Source organism: Streptomyces sp. NPDC031479 (assembly GCF_055581065.1).
This window is the reverse complement of sequence record NZ_JBVIKC010000006.1, coordinates 95,275-113,956: the sequence shown is the minus strand read 5'-3', so window position 1 is coordinate 113,956 and position 18,682 is coordinate 95,275. Positions and strand designations below refer to the sequence as shown.

Sequence of the window (18,682 nt, the reverse complement as noted above, 5' to 3'; positions counted from 1 at the left end):
CCTCAGGCGCGGGCGCGTCCGGCCGGGGCTCCCGCCTGTGCGATGACCACGTCGAGCAGGGCCAGCAGGCAGTCGCGCGCTTCCCTGCGGGAGCGGGCGTCCAGCAGGAGCACGGGGGTGGCGGGGTCCCTCAGCCGCAGCGCCGCGGCGATCTCCTCGGCGGTGTAGGACTGTTCGCCGTGGAAGCAGTTCGCGCCGACCACGAAGGGCAGACCGCGGCTCTCGAAGAAGTCGATCGCCGGGAAGCCCCGGTCCAGGCGGCGCGTGTCGACGAGCACGAGCGCCCCCAGGGCGCCGTTCAGCAGGTCGTCCCACATGAACCAGAAGCGTTCCTGGCCCGGTGTGCCGAACAGGTAGAGGACGACTCCGGCGTCGGCGAGGGTGATCCGGCCGAAGTCCATCGCGACGGTGGTCAGCGTCTTGGACTCGATCCCGTCGAGGTCGTCCACACCGATTCCCGCGGACGTGAGCCGCTCCTCCGTACGCAGCGGCTCGATCTCGGAGACCGCCTCGACCAGGGTCGTCTTGCCGACTCCGAATCCCCCCGCGATGAGGATCTTGACGGGGGACGCTCCCTGGGCGGCGGGGGCGTCGGGGGTGTCATATCCGGGCAAGGTTGTCCCTGATTTTCATGAGCAGGTGGACATTGGTGGTCCCGGCGCCGTCCAGCGGCGGCCGGTGGTGGATCAGCCCGCGTTCCGCGAGTTCGCCCAGCAGGAGTTTCATCGGCGTGAGGCGCATGTGCATGCGGGCCGCGATCTCGGCGACCGCCAGTCCGCCCGGCGGCGCGCACATGGTGAGGACGGCCCGCCATTCGGTGGCCAGGCCGGTGTGGGCGTCGTCCCCGGCGACCGCCGCCACGATGGTGGTGTCCATGGTGAGGACGGTCTGCGGAGCGGCGGCCGTGCGGCCGTCGGTCAGCGCGTACAGCCGTGTCCTGCGCGGGCTCCGGCGCTGCGGCTCGTCCGGCATTACGACGTCGGTGCGGACGTGCGCTCGGGTGTTCCCAGCCACTCGCCGAGCGCCTGGGCGGTCCGTACGGCCTCGCCGCCCAGTTCGCCGAGCCGTGCCTTGCGGGAGGTCACCACGATGAGAGTGCTGCCTTCACCGCACCCGACGACGCAGAGGTACCGGTCGTCCATCTCCACCAGCTGGCGGATGACCCGGCCGCCGTCGATCTCCCGGGATATCGCCTTCATCGTGGCGGCCACGCCGGAGGAAGCGGCCGCGATGCGTTCCGCCTGGTCCCGCTCCAGCAGGTAGGCGCTGAGCTTGATCCCGTCGTTGGACAGGAGCACGGCTCCCTCGATGCCGGCGATCCGGCTCAGGTTGTTGTCCAGGATGCCGTAGATCATGTCACTGGCTGTCGTCGTCATGGCCGATCCGTTCCGAGCTCTGCTTCCACTTTCCTGGTCCCCTCTTCGTAGTCCGCCCAGGCGTCGGCCACCTCTTGGGGTGTCTCCGCGTCCCGGTCGCCGGCTTCCGGCTCCGGGGCGCGGGGGCCCCGGAGTTGCCTGGTGAGGTGGGTCTGCGGGACGCGCTCGGGCAGGGCCGGCCGGGCACCGCCGGCGGCCGCGGCGCGGGTGGGCAGCGACCGTGCGGGCCGGGGCGTCAGGGGGGCGGGGGCCAGCGGGGCGTCGGCCCCGGGCTCGCGTACCGGCTCGCGTACGGGGCCGGGCGCGGGTTCCCGTACGGGCTCGCCTACGGATTCTCGTACGGGATGGAGCACGGCCGCCGGACCCGGATCCCGCTCGGGCCTCCTCGGCCGGGGTTCCGCCTGCCCTCCGGCAGGCGCCAGCAGCCCGCTCGGCAGGATCACCACGGCAGCCGTCCCCCCGTACACCGAGCGCCGCAGCGTGACCCGGGCCTGGAGCTGGTCGGCGAGGTGGCCCACGACGAAGAGGCCCAGCCGGTGCGCGTTCTCCGCGAGGACGGAGTACGGCGGCGCCGAGTGCAGGCGCTCGTTCATGGCCTCGTACCCGGAGGCCGGGACGCGGGGCCCGCGGTCCTCGATCTCGAACGACAGCCCGTCCGGCACGAGTTCGGCGCGGACGACCACCTTCGCGCGGGGCGGCGAGAACCGGGTCGCGTTGTCCAGCAGCTCCGCCAGCAGGTGGCTGATCTGGCTGATCGCGTGGGGCTCCACGCTCGCCTCGTCCAGTGCCTGCCGTTCGATCCGCCGAAAGTCCTCGACCTCGGCGGCGGCCTCGCGGAGCAGGTCGGCGACGCGCATGGGCTCGGTGTGCGGGTCCGGGATGTCGCCGCCGGCGAGGATGAGCAGGTTCTCGATCTGTCGTCGCATCCCCACCGTCAACTGGTCGGACCGCATCAACTGGGCCAGGAGCGCTTCGTCGTGGCCGAAGGCGTCCTGGAGGTCCTCGGTCAGGCTCAGCTGCCGGCTGACGAGGTTTCCGGTGCGCGAGGCGATGCCCGAGGCGAACAGGCCGAAGCCGTGCCGCTCGGCCGCGAGTTGCCGGTGCCCGTCGACGGACACGGCGACCACCCGGGCGAAGGCGTCGGCGATCTGCCCCACCTCGTCCCGGCGCCCGCGCACGACAGGCAGTGCCTGCGGGTCCACGGGCTCCCCGCGCTGGAGCCGGGCCACGACGTCGGGCAGCGTCTCCTCGGCGATGGCGACCGTACGGGTGTGCAGGCGGTTCAGCCGGCGCAGGACCGACCGCGTGGTGAGGACGACGACCCCGGTGACCAGCAGCAGGGCGCCGCCGCTGGCCCCGACCAGCCAGTACACCTCGGCCTCCAGCGCGGAAGCCTTCTCGTCGGCGTGCGCGAGCACGCTCCGCGCCCGGTCCAGGTCGAGTGCGGCGAGTCCCGGCGCGACGATGCGGTGTGCGGCGGGCCAGCCGTCGACGTCGGCCGGCAGCTTCACGCCGGTCGGGGTGTCCTTGTGGTTGGCGACGACCGCGTTCTCGATGCGGAGCTTGGTCTGCCAGGCGTCCGAGCCGGTGAGTCTGTCGTACGACGCCTGTTCGGCGGGAGAGAGGTACGGCACGATCCAGGTCTCGTACAGGTACCGGTGGGTGCCGACCGCGTCGAGGAAGTCGGAGAAGGCGGTGGCCGCCAGTTCACGGGACGGCCCGGCCAGGGCGAGGGCCGTGTCCTCGCGCGCAACCATCTCGGCGGCCGAGAACAGAGCCACGGCGGGCCTGCTCTCCTGGGCGAGTTCGGCGTCGTCCGCGTGGCTGAATTCATCCTGGTAGGCGCGGATGATGTCGTCGATCACGTCGGTGTAGTAGCCGACGGCCTGTTCGGCACTGCCGCTGTGGGCGTCCGCGCGTTTGCGGTACGAGGCCAGCAGGTCGAGCCGCCCGCCCACGGCGGCGAGGCGCCCTTCGCCCTGCCCGGAGCCCTGCGCCGCGTCGTCGCCGCCTGTACCCGGGAGCCGCCGGAACTCCCCTGCCGCCCGGTCCGTTTCGGCCCGCTTCTCGCGCAGGATGTCGTCGGACACGGGTGAGCCCGCCCACCGCGCCGCCGTCATGGCCCGCTCGGCCTGGAGCTCGGTCATCAGGCTGACCAGCGGTACTCCGATCCGCCGGCCGGCCTCCACGTCTGCGCGCAGGTGCTCCGACTGGGCCAGCAACCGCTGGGCGGTCACGGTGACCTGGGCCCCCATCGCCACGGTCGGGACGACGGCCAGGCAGACCAGCAGCGTACGCAGGCGCACGGTGCGGCGGCGCCTGACGGGCGGCGGGCTCGGTGGGCCTTCGGGTGCCATCGCAGACATCGGTCCTCGGGAGCGGCGGAGACGGGACGGCCTGGGTGCGGGCATGGGGGAACTGCCGACACGGCCCTGTGGGGTGAGGCTGCCGATCATATCCAGCCAGTCCGAATAAACGGAGACCTTACTTCCATACTTCTGCGCGACCAAGACGCCGACTCCGCTTCCCGAACGGCCCCGGACGCCAAAACGGCGCACACGCCGACGGGAACTCCGCCGGCGTGTGCGCCGCAGTACCTTGGCGCGGGCCTGCTCAGCAGGTGATCGTGACCTCGTGGACGACCGGCTTGGACGGCCAGGGGAAGGAGGCCACGCCGAAGGTGGCGCGTACGGTCGAACCGCACGGGACGGTGCCGGCCGCACCGCGCACCTGAAGGGCCGATGAGGCGAAGATGACCGACCTCGTCTGCGTGACGGGCGGGTTGGTCCCGACGACCTCGGTGGACAGGGTCGTGAAGAGCTCCTTCGGCTCGGGCGCCGGGCCGCCGGGCGAGGGCGGGCCGGCGAGTCCGACCGTGCCGTAGAACTCGACGGTGGTGCCGGTGACATCGGCGCACACCCTGGTGGCCAGACCCGCCTGAAGACCCGAACTCCCGCAGGAGGTGGCGGTCTCGGCGGCAGCCGCGGGGGCGGCCGCGAAGGCGGGGCCGATCGAAAGGACGGTCAGGCCTGCGGCGCCGACCGCCAGAAGGGTCAAGCGGTTCATCGCAATTCTCCTCGTCATCGCGGATCGCCGCCCGGGACCCCCAGACGGCTTCTTATGTCATGTGATATTTCACATGGCATACGAATGGGAGATGGTCAGGAGTTGAACCGTTTCCGCCCAGGCCGTGACACCTTCACTGTGGGCGGCTCACCGCTCGGTCACGACCCCCGGGCCTCGCACGCGTGCGGGGAGCGCTCATCCGGCGGATGGAAGCAGGCCGTGATCGCCTTGCCGCCGTGGACGGCGTGCGCGTCCCACCCGTCGGCGAGGGCGTCGACGATGGCCAGGCCCCGGCCGGAGGTGGCCCGGGTGGAGGCCGGCCTGGGCGCGGGCAGCTCCGGGTCGTCGTCCGCCACGCTGACGTGCAGACAACAGCCGTCCCAGGTCAGGACGAGCCGGGCACTGCTGTGGGCGTGTACGTGCGCATTGGTGACCAGCTCCGACACCGTGAGCAGGACGGAGTGGACGGTGTCGGGGGCGCCGCCGGTCCACGGCAGGGTCTCCAGATGCGCCAGACACCACCGACGGGCCTCACGGACACCCAGGTTGACGGGAAACGACCGGGCCCAACCCACCGCTCGTACGGACACGTCCCCTCCTCACCCTCGCTCGACGCGAACGGGCATCAGCTGCGGCCGGCCCGGTGGCGGGGACGGTGCCCGTCCCCTCGGGTGACCAGCAGCAGGGCCAGCAGCATCGGTGCGATCAGCAGAACCATGATCCCCACGGCGATCAGTCTCCTCACGATCGGTACCTCTTCGACGTGTTCGACCTCTTCGCGTGTTTCCGCCGCGCCCCGGACGAAACCCCCGGCCGGCCGCCCGGCCCGGATTCGTCGTCCGGGGCGCTCAGGAACGTCAGGCGGTCACGGGGTGCAGTCGCGCGAACTCGTCGGCGAGCATGCCCATCATCACGACGTCGTGGTACCGACCGGAGAGGTACGCGAGCTCACGCAGTCGGCCCTCCTCCACGAAGCCGAGCCGACGGTGGAGAGCCAGTGATGCTTCGTTGTGTGCGAATATCCGCACTTGGCACTTGTGGTACCGGTTCTCCTCGAACATGAAGCGAAGCAGCAGGACCGCGGCTTCTGCCGCGTAGCCCTGACGACGGTGCTCGGCACCGATCGTGACGCCGTACTCGAACCAGCCCGTACGCGCGTCAGCCTGGTGGGAGCCGACGGCCCCCACTGTTTCCCCCGTGCCGACCGCTTCGACTGCCAGCTGGAAGCGGTCGGCATCGGGCGCGGCAGTCGCCCGTTCCCTGGCCCAGACGCGGTATCCCTCGGCGGACCGGGGCGGGCTGACCAGGTCCCCCAGACCCTCCTCGTCCACCGCGAAACCCATGAACGCCGTGGCGTCATCAGGCTCGATACCGCGCAGTCGCACCCGCTTGCCCACCCAAAACGATGTCATCCTGTATTGGATCATTCCGGGCTTCTCAAGTCCAGGCTTCCAAGGTGCTCACTGGGCCTGTGAACTGCACTTTCGGTGGGGCGCGTCGCGCGCCCGGCGGGAATCACCGGACACGCCGTGGATCAACGGCGCGAGGTCCGGCGCCGGTGGTCGGGACGGGTGGAGGTCGCCGCCAGCTCCCGGCTGGAGGCCTCGACCATGGCGCGCACCATCTCGTCCGCGGACGGTCCGGGGGTGCGGCACAGGGAGTCGAGGCTGTAGCCGTTCGGGGCGAGCCGCAGGAGGGTGTCGGCGATGTGGTGGCGCTGCTGCGCGAAGGCCGCGTGGTCGCCCCTGCCGTGCTCCTGGGCGGGCCGTGGCGCCGGTCCGGTCGTCGCCGTGTCGAGGTGGCCCTCGGCACCGACGGCGGACAGGACCTCGCGGAAGGTCTCGGCTTCGGAGCGCCCGAGGGCAGCCAGGGTGGTCGCCAGATCGTCGGAGACCGGTGCCTTGCGAAGCCGGCGGGCTTCCTTGAGATAGCGGTCGAGGATGAGGTGGAGGTACGAGCCGGCCGGGGGCGGGTCCTGGTCCATGGCGTCCAGGACGGCACTGAGCCACTCGGCCAGGCGCCGGCCCGCGAGTCCGAGCTCGTCCCAGCACTCTGTCCGCAGACTCTCGGCCAGGTAGCGGGCCCGTTCGAAGGCCTTGCGGCTCGGGGTCATGGGACTCGGGGCGTCCAGCGGGCCGTATGCGCCCCTCAGCCGAGGAGCGTGCTGCTCCGCGAGGGAGCAGAGCAGAGCCAGGTGGACGTAGACGTGGAAGGCCGCCATGGCGCGGTGGGCGTTCCAGCGGTTGTTCCCGTCGGGGCCCGGGACGTTCCACAGCGACACGACGCGGCGGACCTCGGCGGGCGCGTGCGGGGAGTCGTCGAGGTCGCGGACGAGCATGGAGTGGGCGTGCCGGAAGTCGTACAGCTTCTGGTGGAGGGCCTCGTGGAGCAGGTGCTCGGCCACCCACCAGGGGTTCTGGAGGAGCTTGCGGTTCAGGAAGACGATGCCGACCACGGTGAACTGCGAGCTCGACGCCCTGCCCTCCCAGGCGTCGGTCCCGGAGGTGATCCCGATCAGGTGGGTGTGGCTCAGGGCACCGCGGGAGGTCAGCGGGAGGAGTTCGCCGAGGAGGCGGTGGCCCTGGCGCAGCCGTTCAAGGTCGCTCTCGTCGGGTCGGTGCAGCCCGGCGTCGAACTGCTGCTCCACGAAGTGGTCGAACGTCCGCCCGAGAAGGCCGTCGTCCTGGCCGGGTGAGTAGATCCACGGTGTGTCGGACGGATCGCCGAGCCACCGCGCGCCGGCGGAACCGCCCTGCAGCGGTCCGTGGGCGGAGCCGGTTTCCACGTGCTGCGCGACGGCCTCGATCACCTGGGCACACAGCTGAGGGGACAGGGATTTCCGCCGGGGGCCGAAGGCCTCCTGGGCCAGCAGTTGTTGGACGGCCTGGCGCAGGAGCGGATCGCCCAGGGCGCGGTATTCGGTCTGGGGCCGGGCCCGTTGAAGCGCGGTCAGCAGGTGGCGGGCGGCCGGCACCGACTCGCCGAGGCCTTCGAGCCGGCGTTTGAACGCGAGATGCATCTGATCACGCACGTAGGGGCTGTCGCCGAACGGCTTGCGGGACAGTGCCGTGTCGAATGCGTTCAAGTCCATCTCTCGCCTTTCCGTCTGTGCCGTCCCGGCGCACCCGCGCGCCGTTCTCGTGTCGCCTGGTGGTGGTTCGCCGCGGCCGCTCGTGCCGCACGGTTCCCGGTGCGGCACGAGCGGGGGCACTACTGGAGATCGTCGACCTCCCCGGCGTCCACGACATCGGGGTCGTCGACCTCTCCGGCGTCCACGACATCGGGAGTGTCGTCATCGTCGTGGTGGTGGTGGCCGCCCGCGGCCTCCAGGAACGCGGAGGTCGCGTTGTGCTTGGCCTGCATCTCCTCGACCTCTTTGTCGGTCACCTCGCGGTCGAATTCGAGGATCACGCGGGATTCCGGCTTGCGGTTCCCGGGATTGCTGGATGCTCCCATGGCTCGGCGCCCTTCTCCGGAGGGGCGGCAATGACCGGCTCCGGTGTTCGAATACGGTGCGAAATTGCGGGACAACACCCCCCGTGCGAGCATCATTCATGCCCGTACTGCCCGCCAGTACCAGTTCGCGCGCCGGAAAGCCACCTGAACGGGCGTGCGTGCCGTAGGGGCTCGCGGTTCGGCGGAACGGGCACGTGGCCGCACGCGCGGAGGGCGGCCGGACCGGGTGGCGGGCATCCCGACCCAGGAGGCATGCCATGGAGCCGACGGCCACCACCACGGGGAGGTCGGGCGCGCGGTCCTGCGTCAGCCTGACGTTCGACCGCGAGATGTCGACGGCCGAGGTCGAGGGCCTCAAGCGGAGCCTGGGCGCGCGAACCGCCCTGCAGGTACCGGCCCCGGTCGGCGCCGGCTACGCCCGGGCCCGTCAGATCGGATTCCGCAAATCCTGCCGCCCCGAGGTGGGCGCGCTGATGTCCGTCCTCGCGGCGGCCGTCCCCACCGGCGGGCGGATCCTCGAACTCGGCACGGGAGTCGGCGTCGGCCTCGCCTGGATCGCGCACGGGCTGCGCTCCCGCGCCGACGTCGACGTCGTCAGCGTGGAGATCGACCCGCGGAAGTCCGCCCTCGCCTCAGGCGCGGGCTGGCCCGACCGGGTGACGCTGGTGGTCGGCGACGCCAAGGAGGTCGTCCCGTCCCTGGGCGAGTTCGACCTGATCTTCCTCGACGTCCCCGGTCAGCTGAAGGCCGCCCTGCTCGACGGCGCCATCACCGCGCTGAGGCCCGGCGGGCAGCTCCTGATGGACGACATGAACCCGTACTGGGGCAAGGGCAGGACCCGCCTGCCCCTGCACGGGGACGACCCCGGACGGGTGCTGGAGGACTCCAGGGTCACCTGTGCCCTGCTCCAGTACGCGAGCGGCATGATCCTCGCCGCGCGCCTGCCCGACGAGGAGCCGTCCGGTAACTGATCAAGTGCGCGGGCTGCGGTCCGTCGCCCTGGAGCCGGGGCGACGGGCCAGGGTGACGGACGGGGGGGGGACGGACCGGGGCGACGGACCGGGCTGCCGGTCGGTACCGACACACCCGTCCGGTTGCGGTGGATCGCCTGCGCGGTCGACGAGGATCGCACGGCGGCCGGCACCCGCGTCCCGGAGAAGGCGGCCGTCCGCGACGCTCGCACCCGGCATCGGCGGAACACGGCCCGCTTCGGCGGAACGCGGCCGCGTGGGCGCGAGGTCCGCTCCCGGCGTCGCCCGAGCAAGCCCGTCGCCCTTCCCGCCTCGTCGGAGTCGCCATGGCACCACCCCCGGACCCACCCCGCCCACGCCGCTCCCGTACGTCGCTCCTGCCGGTCCTGCTTCCGATCGCGGTCCTGATCGTGGTGGCCGTGTCCGTGGGGTCGTGGCTGCAGTTCAGCGAGCGGCAGGCGATCGACACCTGGAGTTCACGGCGCACGAGCGGCTCCCGACCAGGGACCTGCAGGTCGCGATCACGGGTGGGGCGATCAGCGACTACCCGTTCGACACCTACGAGAAGCCACCGGACTGGTGCGGCATCGCGGCCGCCGAATCCGGCCGTGAGGCTCCGCCTCTGGGTCCGAGCCCGAGGGAGGGCTCAGGACGGGAACTCCCCCGGTCAGCCGCGTGGGCGTGAGCCGGTCGGACTGCCGGCCCGCATCTGGGGACCTTCGGGACCGCCAAGGCGGGAAGTGGGTCGTGTGAGCGTCGGGAATCCCCCGTCACGGCCAGAACGGCATCCCCATCACAGGGCTGGGAGATCCGGCCGAGGCCTGATCGCGATCCGCTACGCTTGCGCCGGACGATCATGGTACGGGGGCGGGCATGGCGGCGCACAGCACAGGTGAACGGTTGCGGGACGAGGATCCGCGGGACATCGCGGGATACCGGCTTCTCGCCCGAATCGGCGAGGGCGGCATGGGGACCGTCTACCTGTCCCGCTCCCGCGGCGAGCAGCCCGTCGCGCTCAAGGTGATCCGGCGCGAGTACGGCAGCGATCCCGGCTTCCGGCGCCGCTTCGAGCAGGAGGTCCGGGCGGCCCGCCGGGTACAGGGTTACCACGTGGTCCCGGTCGTGGACCACGACACCACCAGCGAACAGCCGTGGCTGGCCTCGATGTTCGTTCCCGGTCTGTCCCTGCACGAGATCCTCGTCGCACACGGCCCGCTCCCGCTGCCCGCCGTCCTCAAGCTCGTCGGCTGTACCGCGCGAGCACTCACCGCGATCCACACCGCCGGCATCGTGCACCGGGATCTCAAGCCCAGCAACATCCTGCTGAGCGACCAGGGCCCGTACGTCATCGACTTCGGCATCGCCCGCGCCGCCGACGCCACCCAGGTCACCGCGTCCGGCGGCATCGTCGGCACCCCTCAGTTCATGTCCCCCGAGCACGCGCTGGGGGAGCCGGTCGGACCTGCCTCGGACGTCTTCTCGCTCGGCCTGATCGCCGCTGTCGCCGCCACCGGCCGCCACCCCTACGGTGACGGTGGCGCCCTCACGCTCGCCGCGCAGATCGCCAACACCGCCGTGCGGCCGCCCCGCCTCGACGACTATGACGACACACTGCGCTCGCTCATCGAGCGCTGCCTGTCCCCCGACCCGGTCCGCCGTATCGGCACAGAGGATCTGGCCGCCCTCTGCGAGCGGTCCGCCGGCCACTCCCTGAACGACTTCACGGGGTGGCTGCCACAGCCACTGGCCGAGGAGTTGGCCGCGCGCAGGCGTGCCGCACTCACGCCGGGTCCCGAGCCGACGGTCACCGGCTCAGGGCCGCACCCGCCCCACGGCCCCACCTTTGCCGCCGCCCCGACCGTTGCGCCGTCCCCGCCGCCGTACGCCCCGACGGTACCGGCCGCCCCGCAGCGTACGCGGACCGGCCTCGTCGTCGGCGGAGCCGTCATGGCCGTCGTCCTGGCCGTGGTCCTGACCTGGACGGTGGCGCGCTCCGACGGAACCGCGGACGGTGCGCGGGAGCAGGGCGACGGCAAACGGTCGGAGCAGCCGACCCACGCCGCCGTCCCTGGTCCGACGGCCTCCCCCTCACCCTCCGACGACTCCGGGTACGCCGTCATCTTCCGGGACCGCCCCCTTACGCTGCGCTCGCCGAGCGGGGCCAACATCGTGACGGTCGACCTCGACGTCCCTCAGGTGGTACAGGACTCCGCGGGCCGGGAGATCCAGCTCAGTGAGATCTCGGGCGGCAGGTGGGAGTTCTCCACGCCGATGGGCAAAAGCGGCGGAAAGACATCGCAGCAGTGCCTGCAGGGCGCCCAGGCCGATGTGCTGCCCAAGAAGATCGAAGCGAAGGAACTGCCCGCCACACTCCCCGTCGGGGCGCTGATCTGCACGGTGACGACCGAGCACCGGCTGGCGATGCTGGAGGTCACCGGCATCACCCCCGGCCACGGCAACCTGCCCGACTACACCACCCGGCTCACCCTCTGGCAGCAGCGGTAACAGCGGGAGGCAACGCAACGCTCGCGGCGCTGCAGCACCTGCGTTCGCCGGCCGGTCCCCGAACGGCCCCACCTCCTTGGACAGGGCCACGACGACGGACGGCATCCACCCATCACTTGTCCCATATATCCAGCAGTTGATCGGCCGCACGGAAATTATCGGGTGAATCCACGTTGCACACCACGGTCACGGCGGTGTTGCGGTCCGGGCTCACCTTGAAGGTGCTGTGGAATCCCTCCCAGTCACCGCGATGCACCAGGCTCTTGTCGGGGAGCAGGAGGATTCCGGCTCCGTACCGCCCTTCGTCGATGCCGCGCCGGCGCAGGACGTCACCCACGCTCACCGCTCCCCGCGTGACTCCGGTGAGCAGTTCCGTTCCGCCGACGCGACCCGTGCGGTAGTTGTCGGCCCAGCGGACGAATTCCCCGGGAGTGGTCTGGACGGACCCGTCTCCGTACTGTTTCCAGGGGGAGGAATTGGGAGTGAAGGATCCGTTCTTCTCATCGTACGACTTTGCCTTGCCGGCAACGTCCGCCGCCGGGGACAACGTCATGCGCAGGTGCAGGGGGGTGAAGAATTCCTGTTGGAGAAAGGCCGGGAACGGCTTGCCGGTGACCTTTTCGACGACATGCGCCAGGAGGACGTAGTTCGAGTTGGAGTAGGCGAATCGCTTACCTGGCGGGTCTTCCGGCTGGGAGGCGAGGATGGCCGCGATCGCTTCCTTCTGGCCGGCCGGATCCGTCAGCTTGATTCCCTTGGCCTCCAGCAGATCCTGGTAGTCGGTGATGCCGCTGGTGTGACGCATCAGGTCGCCCAGCGTGATCTTCCGCGTCCATGCGGGCGGGTTGTCGAGGTATCCGGACAGGGGGTCGTTCAAGGTGAGTTGGTGCCGTCCGGCCAGCAGGAGGACGGCGTCTGCGGTGAATTGCTTGGAGTTGGACGCCATGTCGAAGACGGTCTTCGGGGTGATGGCGCGCCCGGTCGTCAGATCGGCCTTCCCCCTCCCCGCCTCCCAGATGACGTCACCACGTCTGCCGACCGCTGCCGCGCAGCCCGGGCCATCGGCGGAGGGCACGAGTTTCCGAAGGACCTCTGCGCTCCGTTTTTCGCGGTCGTCGCCGGTCGCGTGTGCCTGCGGGTGTGCGACAACGACCAGTAGGACCGACACCATGGCACCCCCGGCGGTACACAACGACACCATCCGATTCACGGACACCACCTTCATTCTTGAGGTCCGGAAGCTACGGTGCGTTCACTTCGGGGTGATCGTGAACGGTTGCCACCCGAGGCCTGCCACGCAGCCGGTGTCGGGCGCGGTCGGACGGGCCAGGAAGGACGCCAGGACCTTCTGGGCGCAGGGCGACTGCGGGACCGCCCAGTGCCCGATGCCGGGAATCTGCACGGTGGTCGAACGGGGCAGCGTACGGGCGGTCTTCTGAGCCCAGCTCGCCCCGGTCTTCATGTCGAACGTCCCGTTGAGGAAGAGCGTCGGGACCGTGCTGACGGGGGCCGCCCGCATCGTGGCCGTGCGGTCCGGCACGTTCCAGACCCGGCACACCTGGTCCTGGAAGGCCAGTTGGGGCGCCTGGGCCAGGACCGGGTCCGGCCAGTCGGGGAAGGCCTTGCGGCCCGCCTCCAGCACATCGGACGCCGAGTGGTCCGGCACCCATTCGCTGCACACCACCGAGTTCGTCAGTCCGTGGGCGGTCTGGCCGACGGTCTGGACCGCGCCGGCGGCGCGGGCGCGGGCGAAGCGCTCCGGGTTCCCGCGGCCGAGTTCGTCGATCGCCGCGGGCACGTCCTTGAACGGGATCGCCTTGGCGACGAGCAGGTTGACCAGCGCGCCGCCGTCGAGGACGACCTTCACCGGCTCTCCGCCCTGCGGCGGCCGGACGTTCAGCGTCAGCGGGTGGGCCTGCAGCTTGCGCACCTGCTCGTTCAGGGTGCGCGCGAGGTCCGGGTAGCGGCTCTTGCAGCGGGGTTCCGCCGCGCAGGCCTGGTAGAGGCGGTCGAGCCCCTCCCGGGCGCCGGCCCAGGCGAAGGGCAGGGAGACGTACTGCGGAGGGGCGATGGAGTCGAACGCCACCGCGCGGATCCCCTGGGGGTGCAGGCGCAGGTAGGTCATCGCCAGGTTGCTGCCGTAGGAGTGGCCGTACACGTTCCATTGCCTGATGCCGAGCGCCGTGCGCAGGTCGGCGAAGTCGGCGGCATTCTCGGTGCTGTTGTAGGCACTCAGGTCGGTTCCGTCGGACGTCAGGCGGTCCCGGCACCGCTTCACCGCGTCGAGCATGAGCCTCTGCGTCTGCGGTGCGTAGGAGGGGAGCCCCACGGAGGTGGCGTAGAAGCGGTCCAGTTCCGGGCAGGCGAGGTCGGGCTTGTCGTAGAGATTGCCGCGCTGGGCCATGACGATCAGTTCGCGATCCCGGTTCAGGCCGGAGGAGACCAGGAACGGGATGTCGTCGAAGGTCTCGCCACCGGGGCCGCCCGACATGAACACCACGGGGTCCTGGGCGGGCTTCGCCGACGTGGCCGGGATGACCGCCACGGCCAGGCGGATGACCCGGCCGCCGGGACGGGCGCGGTTCTCCGGGACCTCCAGGAATCCGCACCGGGCAGTGGCCAGCGCTTCGATCGGCTCATGCGTCCTGGGGCAGGGACCCGGCACGAATCGTGACGCGGCGGCCTTGCCGGGGCCGGTGGTGCCGGTGGTACCGGCATTCGGTGGTGCGGCGGCCGCCGGTGTCGGGCCGAGTGCTGCCAGGAGGGCCAGGAGGGCCCCGGCAGGCGCCACCTTGTTACGGAAGCCGTGCTCTGCCATGGGAGATCCTCCGCCGCTCGACGGCCGCCCCGCTGGGCGACGCCGCGGCGGTGCGGGCGGAACGCACACCACCAACGCTACTCGCTGGTCCGAGTCCGTGCACACGGACGGTCGCCGGCCCGGTACGCCGCGCCGCTCACGGGGATCCCGCCCGGCCGGGGCCGCCTCCGGGAGCGTCTCGTACGCGGACAACGGCCCTTCCGGCAGACTCCGATGCCCGGTCATTCGGTGTCCGGATGCCGAGGGCCCCACCTGTGGAGCGGCCGGTGCGGGGCCATACGACCGTGACCGTTCGGGGGCCTGCTCCCGGGGTGGCCGACCGTGAGCGGAAAGCGGCGGCGGTTCACATGTCCGGCAGAACGAGGAAGACTTCGGAGAACGTCAGGCCGTGCCGGTCGTTCACCCTCCCGCACGGGCACGCCAGGGTCACCAGACACCAGTCACCACAGGTCACCGTCCAGGGGCCGTCCGCATGCGCGCATCCGGGGCAGCGGACGGTGTCGGCCGTCCACACGCCGCGGGCGGGTCTCCCGTAGTGCCGGAAGCGGCCCCCGTACCGGACCTGCCAGGGAGCCGCTTCTGGCGTGCGCGAACTGACCCCGGACGGGGGCGGGGCCGCCAGTGCGGCGAATAGCGCGATCAGGTCGGGCAGGAGGGCTTCGCCCGCATCGGTCGGCGGAACGGGCAAGCCTGCCGCCGTGCCCTGGGGAGTCGGGTAGCGCGGAGCCGCCGCCGCGGCCGGCGGATTCGGGGCGGCGGACCACGGCAGGAGGGCGCGCGCCACAGCGGCCAAGAGGGCGGCCGCCGACGGACTGACGGAGCCTGCGTCGAGGTGGTGAACGGCGGTGCGCCAGATCCGCTGGAGCCGGCGGTCCCGGTCGACCGCCCGAGCCCCGGCGCTGTCGGCCCCCCGTGCGGGGAGTGGAGCGGCGAGGCGGGCGAGGACCTCGGCCGCCGCGGCGGTGTCCGCTGCGGCGGGGCGCCATTCCCCGGCGGCCAGCAGCTGTCGGGCGCGGCCCGACTCGCGGTTGAGGGCGCGGAGCAGCAATCCCTGAGTACGGGACATCGTCACCGGAACATACTGCCCGCTCGACGCTGCGCCAGGTTCTCGGCCGCCCCGGGCGACCCGTCCGGTGCCGGGCTGCGTCGTGCGTGAGGGCCGCCGTCAGTACGAGTGGTCGACCGTGACGTCGGCCGCCAGCCTGAGCGCGGCTTCGGCCGGTGCCCCGCGCAACCCCAGCAGGGTGAGGGTCAAGGCATCGATCACCGTGAGGTGGGCCAGTCGGCTGGCGACGGTCTCCAGTCCGAAGACCAGGTCCTGGCCGCCCGCGACCAGCGCGCAGTCGCTGGACTCGGTCAGGGGCGAGCGGGCGTAGCTGGTGAGGGCGACGACCGGAGTCCCGGCTTGCCGTGCGCGCCGGGCGGCGTCCACTGTGCTGCGCGTGGCTCCGGTATGGCTGATGGCCAGGCACGCGTCGGCAGGGGTCAGTTGCGAGGCGGCCAGCTGCGCGGTCAGCGGGTCAGCCGGCGCGTCGACCGCGCAGCCCAGCGCACGCAGCCGGTAGGCGGTGTCCAGTGCGACCGCGCCGGACAGTCCCGCGCCGACCACCAGCACCCGGTGGGCCGCGTCGATCGTTCGGGCGGCCGCGCGCAGCCGGTCCGGGGTCACGGTCGTCACCACCCCGTCCAGCGCCTCCCGGGCGGCGCGGACCGTGTCGGTCAGGGCACGGGCGGCCGGGTCCTGGTCACGGGATGGCTCGGGGGCCGGCGCCTGCCGGGCGGCGGCGATCTTCAGCTCCTGGTACCCGCGGAACCCCAGCCGCTGGCAGGCCCGTACGACGGAGGAAGGCGCGGTGCCGGCCAGCGTCGCGACGTCGCTGACGCTGAGGTGCACCAGCTCGGCGCCCTTGTCCAGGACGACCTGCGCGACGCGTGCCTCGGTGTCGCGCAGCTCGGACAGGTGGGCCCGGATGTGGGCGGCGAGCCCGCCCTGTGTGGAATGAATTTCCATAGGGGTACCCTACCAAGGAATCTCATTCCATCATCAGTCGTGGGGAGCCCACGTGCCCACAGCCCTGCCGCCCATGACGGGCGCCGCCGCCGTGCCCGTCGTCGTCCTCGCCTCCGCGCTGCTGCACGCGGTCTGGAACGGCCTCACCCACGGCCTGCGTGACAAGCTGGCCGGCTTCACGCTCATCAGCCTCGCCTCCGCCGGCTGCGGGGCCGTCCTCGTCTGCCTCGCCCCCGTGCCCGATCGGGCGGCCTGGCCGTACATCGCCGCCTCCGCCGCACTGCAGGTCGCGTACCAGCTCCTGCTCCTGCGCGCCTACCAGCTCGGCGACTTCGGTCAGATGTATCCGACGGCCCGGGGCACCTCGCCCGTCGTGGTGGCCCTGGTCTCCACCGCCCTCCTCGGTCACGCCCTGCCCGTCGGCCAGGCCCTCGGCATCGCGGTGATCGCCTGCGGCCTGGTCGGCCTCGCCGTCGCCGACGGCGTCCCCCGCCGCGCCCAACTGCCCGCGCTGGCCGCCGCGCTCGGCACCGGCGTGATGATCGCCTCGTACACACTCGTCGACGGCACCGGCGTCCGGGCTTCCGGCAGCGTGATGGGCTACATCGCCTGGCTCTTCCTCTGCCAAGGGCTCGTCCTCCCCCTGATCGCATGGGCCCTTCGGGGCCCCGCCCTGCTGACCGCCCTGCGCCCGCTCTACCGCCGTGGGCTGACCGGCGGGCTGCTCTCGCTCCTCGCGTACGGGCTCGTGGTCTGGGCGCAGTCCCGCGGCGACCTCCCCACCATCGCCGCCCTTCGGGAAACCAGCATCGTCTTCGGCGCCCTGATCGGCGCGGTGGTGTTCCGCGAACGCCTCGGCCACCGGCGCATCACAGCGAGCATCGCCGTCCTGGCGGGCATAGCGCTACTCCAACTCACCGCCGGCCCGTGAGGGCGGGCTCGGGAACCCGGCCCGCCAGGACATTCGGAGCGCGGGCGTCGAGCCGTGGCGTCCGGCCTGTGCGCGGGCGCGATCCCGTAGCGACGTTTCGGGGACGGACCGCGGTCGCCGAAAAGCCGGGCGTCGGGCCACTGCTCCGGGCCCCATCCTGGTGGCGCTTCCGGTCCGGCTGTACTTCGGGAGCGGCCTGCCACAGCCACGCCCTTCACTGGCTCGGGCGGGCTCCTACGGCCCCGGCAGGCCGCGTTCGGGTGGGGCTACATGCCTACATGCCCCAGATCCGGGCCATGAAGAAGCCCGCGACCATGAGCGTCCCCACCACGATCAGGAAGACGAAAACGCCCGGGTGCTCCCAGAGACCTCCGTCCGCGCGCTCGCGGTGAGCGGATGCTGTCGAACCTTCCGCCGGCGGCGTCTCGCCGGGCGGCACTCTGGATGTTGACATGTGATCCTCCAAGAATGCTTGATCTCCCTGGCCACAGGTCGCAGTCCGCACGTCGATACCGTGTAGTGGGGCGGGCAGGAGTCTGAGCCGTACCTTCAGCCCCGAACCCAGCCCGGTGAACCCGGAAGCGCCGGTCTGTGGGCAAGCGTCCCCGCACACGAGACGTCGGCAAAGTCGCATCGTTTCTGCAGCGATACGCAGCGATACGCAGCGAAATCGACCTCCATGGGCATCTCAGGACCAGACCCGGCCGGGCAAATGCAGGGGCGCCTGATCCGCCGACACGCACGGCCGTGGCTCCGGGGGCCTCATTTCAGGGTAGGGACCTTCCATGAAGCCGATCCGTGAGCACCAGGCAAAGGCCGCAGAGCGGGAGCGGCTGCTGCGGTACGGCGCTGTTGCCGCCGCCGTGGCCACGACAGCGGTCGTGGGCTCGTTGCCCGTCGATCCGGCAGGCTCCTGGTACCGGCGCCTGCGCAAGCCGGTCTGGCAGCCGCCGTCGTGGTTGTTCGGTGTGGTGTGGCCGCCGCTGTACGCCTCCCTCACCCTGGCCGGCGGGCATGCGTTCGGCCGGGCCCGGGGCATGGAGCGGAAGGGGCTGGCCCTTGGCCTCGGGGCGAACCTGTTCCTGAACGCCGCTTGGCCCTGGCTGTTCTTCGCCTGCCGCAGCCCGCGGGCCGGGCTGGCCGGCACACTGCTGTTGGACGCCAGCAACGCGGAGCTCATCCGGCGGATGGCCCGCTTCGACGCGGTCGCGGCCCGCACGCTGCTGCCCTATGCGGCCTGGTGCACCTTCGCCACCGCGCTGAACACCTCGATCGCGCGGCGCAACAACGACTGAGGGTTCAGGCCGGGTGCCCACGGTGGCAGGCCGACCCCCGCCGACCCTGACGAGCCAGTCGCGCTCGGCCTCGTACCGCGTGCCCTTGCGTGCGGATCGGTCTCCGGCGTACGCACCCGGCGGGGTGCGTGATCCCGCTCCGGCCGCATACCCGCCATCCCTGCACGAACTGCTTGAAAGCACACTGGCATCCGCCCGGGCCCATCCCGACCTGCACATACGTCGCTGGGCTGCCGCAGCAGACCACGACGCA

General features: G+C 71.6%; 19 protein-coding genes. 5 read left to right on the top strand and 14 right to left on the bottom strand.

Annotated features, from left to right (window positions below; all coding sequences use genetic code 11):
* Nucleotides 1–2: 2 nt before the first annotated feature.
* From ACZ5D2_RS09580 to ACZ5D2_RS09540, 9 genes are all read right to left on the bottom strand, one after another.
* On the bottom strand, nucleotides 3–614 hold the full coding sequence (locus ACZ5D2_RS09580) for a GTP-binding protein (protein ID WP_371680879.1): 612 nt from the start codon (nucleotides 612–614) through the stop codon (nucleotides 3–5).
* Nucleotides 601–972 carry a DUF742 domain-containing protein gene (locus tag ACZ5D2_RS09575; protein WP_371680878.1) on the bottom strand — a complete coding sequence of 124 codons (372 nt, stop codon included), beginning with the start codon at nucleotides 970–972 and terminating at the stop codon, nucleotides 601–603. The genes ACZ5D2_RS09580 and ACZ5D2_RS09575 overlap by 14 nt, the downstream gene beginning before the upstream one ends.
* Nucleotides 972–1,376 carry a roadblock/LC7 domain-containing protein gene (locus ACZ5D2_RS09570; RefSeq protein WP_371680877.1) on the bottom strand — a complete coding sequence of 135 codons (405 nt, stop codon included), beginning with the start codon at nucleotides 1,374–1,376 and terminating at the stop codon, nucleotides 972–974. The genes ACZ5D2_RS09575 and ACZ5D2_RS09570 overlap by 1 nt, the downstream gene beginning before the upstream one ends.
* Nucleotides 1,373–3,682: a sensor histidine kinase gene (locus ACZ5D2_RS09565; RefSeq protein ID WP_468928409.1), complete on the bottom strand. Its 2,310-nt coding sequence runs from the start codon at nucleotides 3,680–3,682 to the stop codon at nucleotides 1,373–1,375. Before ACZ5D2_RS09565 ends, ACZ5D2_RS09570 begins: the two co-directional genes overlap by 4 nt.
* A gap of 307 nt (nucleotides 3,683–3,989) precedes the next feature.
* Nucleotides 3,990–4,442 carry a hypothetical protein gene (locus tag ACZ5D2_RS09560; protein ID WP_468928408.1) on the bottom strand — a complete coding sequence of 151 codons (453 nt, stop codon included), beginning with the start codon at nucleotides 4,440–4,442 and terminating at the stop codon, nucleotides 3,990–3,992.
* Between the two features lie 158 nt (nucleotides 4,443–4,600).
* Complete coding sequence (locus tag ACZ5D2_RS09555; protein ID WP_371680874.1) at nucleotides 4,601–5,032, bottom strand: ATP-binding protein; 432 nt, start codon at nucleotides 5,030–5,032, stop codon at nucleotides 4,601–4,603.
* Nucleotides 5,033–5,299: 267 nt separating this feature from the next.
* A complete protein-coding gene (locus ACZ5D2_RS09550) occupies nucleotides 5,300–5,854 on the bottom strand; it encodes a GNAT family N-acetyltransferase (RefSeq protein ID WP_371680873.1) in 555 nt (184 codons plus the stop codon).
* A 122-nt stretch (nucleotides 5,855–5,976) separates the two neighbouring features.
* Entirely contained in the window at nucleotides 5,977–7,533 is a 1,557-nt protein-coding gene (locus ACZ5D2_RS09545) for a hypothetical protein (protein ID WP_371680872.1), read from the bottom strand.
* Nucleotides 7,534–7,652: 119 nt separating this feature from the next.
* Nucleotides 7,653–7,898 (bottom strand): hypothetical protein, encoded by a 246-nt coding sequence (locus ACZ5D2_RS09540; RefSeq protein ID WP_371680871.1) that lies wholly within the window; start codon nucleotides 7,896–7,898, stop codon nucleotides 7,653–7,655.
* A 257-nt stretch (nucleotides 7,899–8,155) separates the two neighbouring features.
* On the opposite strand from ACZ5D2_RS09540, the gene ACZ5D2_RS09535 reads away from it, so the two are divergent.
* The 3 genes from ACZ5D2_RS09535 (at nucleotide 8,156) to ACZ5D2_RS09525 (ending at nucleotide 11,374) form a co-directional block, all read left to right on the top strand.
* On the top strand, nucleotides 8,156–8,869 hold the full coding sequence (locus tag ACZ5D2_RS09535; protein WP_468928404.1) for an O-methyltransferase: 714 nt from the start codon (nucleotides 8,156–8,158) through the stop codon (nucleotides 8,867–8,869).
* Between the two features lie 4 nt (nucleotides 8,870–8,873).
* A complete protein-coding gene (locus ACZ5D2_RS09530; protein WP_468928402.1) occupies nucleotides 8,874–9,554 on the top strand; it encodes a DUF4436 family protein in 681 nt (226 codons plus the stop codon).
* 188 nt (nucleotides 9,555–9,742) lie between these two features.
* Complete coding sequence (locus tag ACZ5D2_RS09525; RefSeq protein ID WP_371680868.1) at nucleotides 9,743–11,374, top strand: serine/threonine-protein kinase; 1,632 nt, start codon at nucleotides 9,743–9,745, stop codon at nucleotides 11,372–11,374.
* Nucleotides 11,375–11,486: 112 nt separating this feature from the next.
* On the opposite strand, the gene ACZ5D2_RS09520 is transcribed toward ACZ5D2_RS09525, so the two are convergent.
* The 4 genes from ACZ5D2_RS09520 to ACZ5D2_RS09505 all read right to left on the bottom strand — a co-directional run bounded on the left by ACZ5D2_RS09520 (nucleotide 11,487) and on the right by ACZ5D2_RS09505 (nucleotide 16,203).
* Nucleotides 11,487–12,575: a serine hydrolase domain-containing protein gene (locus ACZ5D2_RS09520; RefSeq protein WP_468928566.1), complete on the bottom strand. Its 1,089-nt coding sequence runs from the start codon at nucleotides 12,573–12,575 to the stop codon at nucleotides 11,487–11,489.
* Nucleotides 12,576–12,626: 51 nt separating this feature from the next.
* A complete protein-coding gene (locus tag ACZ5D2_RS09515; protein WP_468928400.1) occupies nucleotides 12,627–14,192 on the bottom strand; it encodes an alpha/beta fold hydrolase in 1,566 nt (521 codons plus the stop codon).
* A gap of 343 nt (nucleotides 14,193–14,535) precedes the next feature.
* Complete coding sequence (locus ACZ5D2_RS09510) at nucleotides 14,536–15,258, bottom strand: hypothetical protein (protein WP_468928398.1); 723 nt, start codon at nucleotides 15,256–15,258, stop codon at nucleotides 14,536–14,538.
* Between the two features lie 99 nt (nucleotides 15,259–15,357).
* Nucleotides 15,358–16,203, bottom strand: a complete 846-nt coding sequence (locus ACZ5D2_RS09505) for a MurR/RpiR family transcriptional regulator (RefSeq protein WP_371680864.1) — start codon at nucleotides 16,201–16,203, stop codon at nucleotides 15,358–15,360.
* A 73-nt stretch (nucleotides 16,204–16,276) separates the two neighbouring features.
* On the opposite strand from ACZ5D2_RS09505, the gene ACZ5D2_RS09500 reads away from it, so the two are divergent.
* Nucleotides 16,277–17,134 (top strand): EamA family transporter, encoded by an 858-nt coding sequence (locus ACZ5D2_RS09500; protein WP_371681410.1) that lies wholly within the window; start codon nucleotides 16,277–16,279, stop codon nucleotides 17,132–17,134.
* 274 nt (nucleotides 17,135–17,408) lie between these two features.
* On the opposite strand, the gene ACZ5D2_RS09495 is transcribed toward ACZ5D2_RS09500, so the two are convergent.
* Nucleotides 17,409–17,588 carry a DUF6480 family protein gene (locus tag ACZ5D2_RS09495; RefSeq protein WP_371680863.1) on the bottom strand — a complete coding sequence of 60 codons (180 nt, stop codon included), beginning with the start codon at nucleotides 17,586–17,588 and terminating at the stop codon, nucleotides 17,409–17,411.
* A 331-nt stretch (nucleotides 17,589–17,919) separates the two neighbouring features.
* Here ACZ5D2_RS09495 and ACZ5D2_RS09490 point away from each other — a divergent pair, with 331 nt between their 5' ends.
* A complete protein-coding gene (locus ACZ5D2_RS09490) occupies nucleotides 17,920–18,429 on the top strand; it encodes a TspO/MBR family protein (protein ID WP_371680862.1) in 510 nt (169 codons plus the stop codon).
* Nucleotides 18,430–18,682 lie beyond the last annotated feature (253 nt).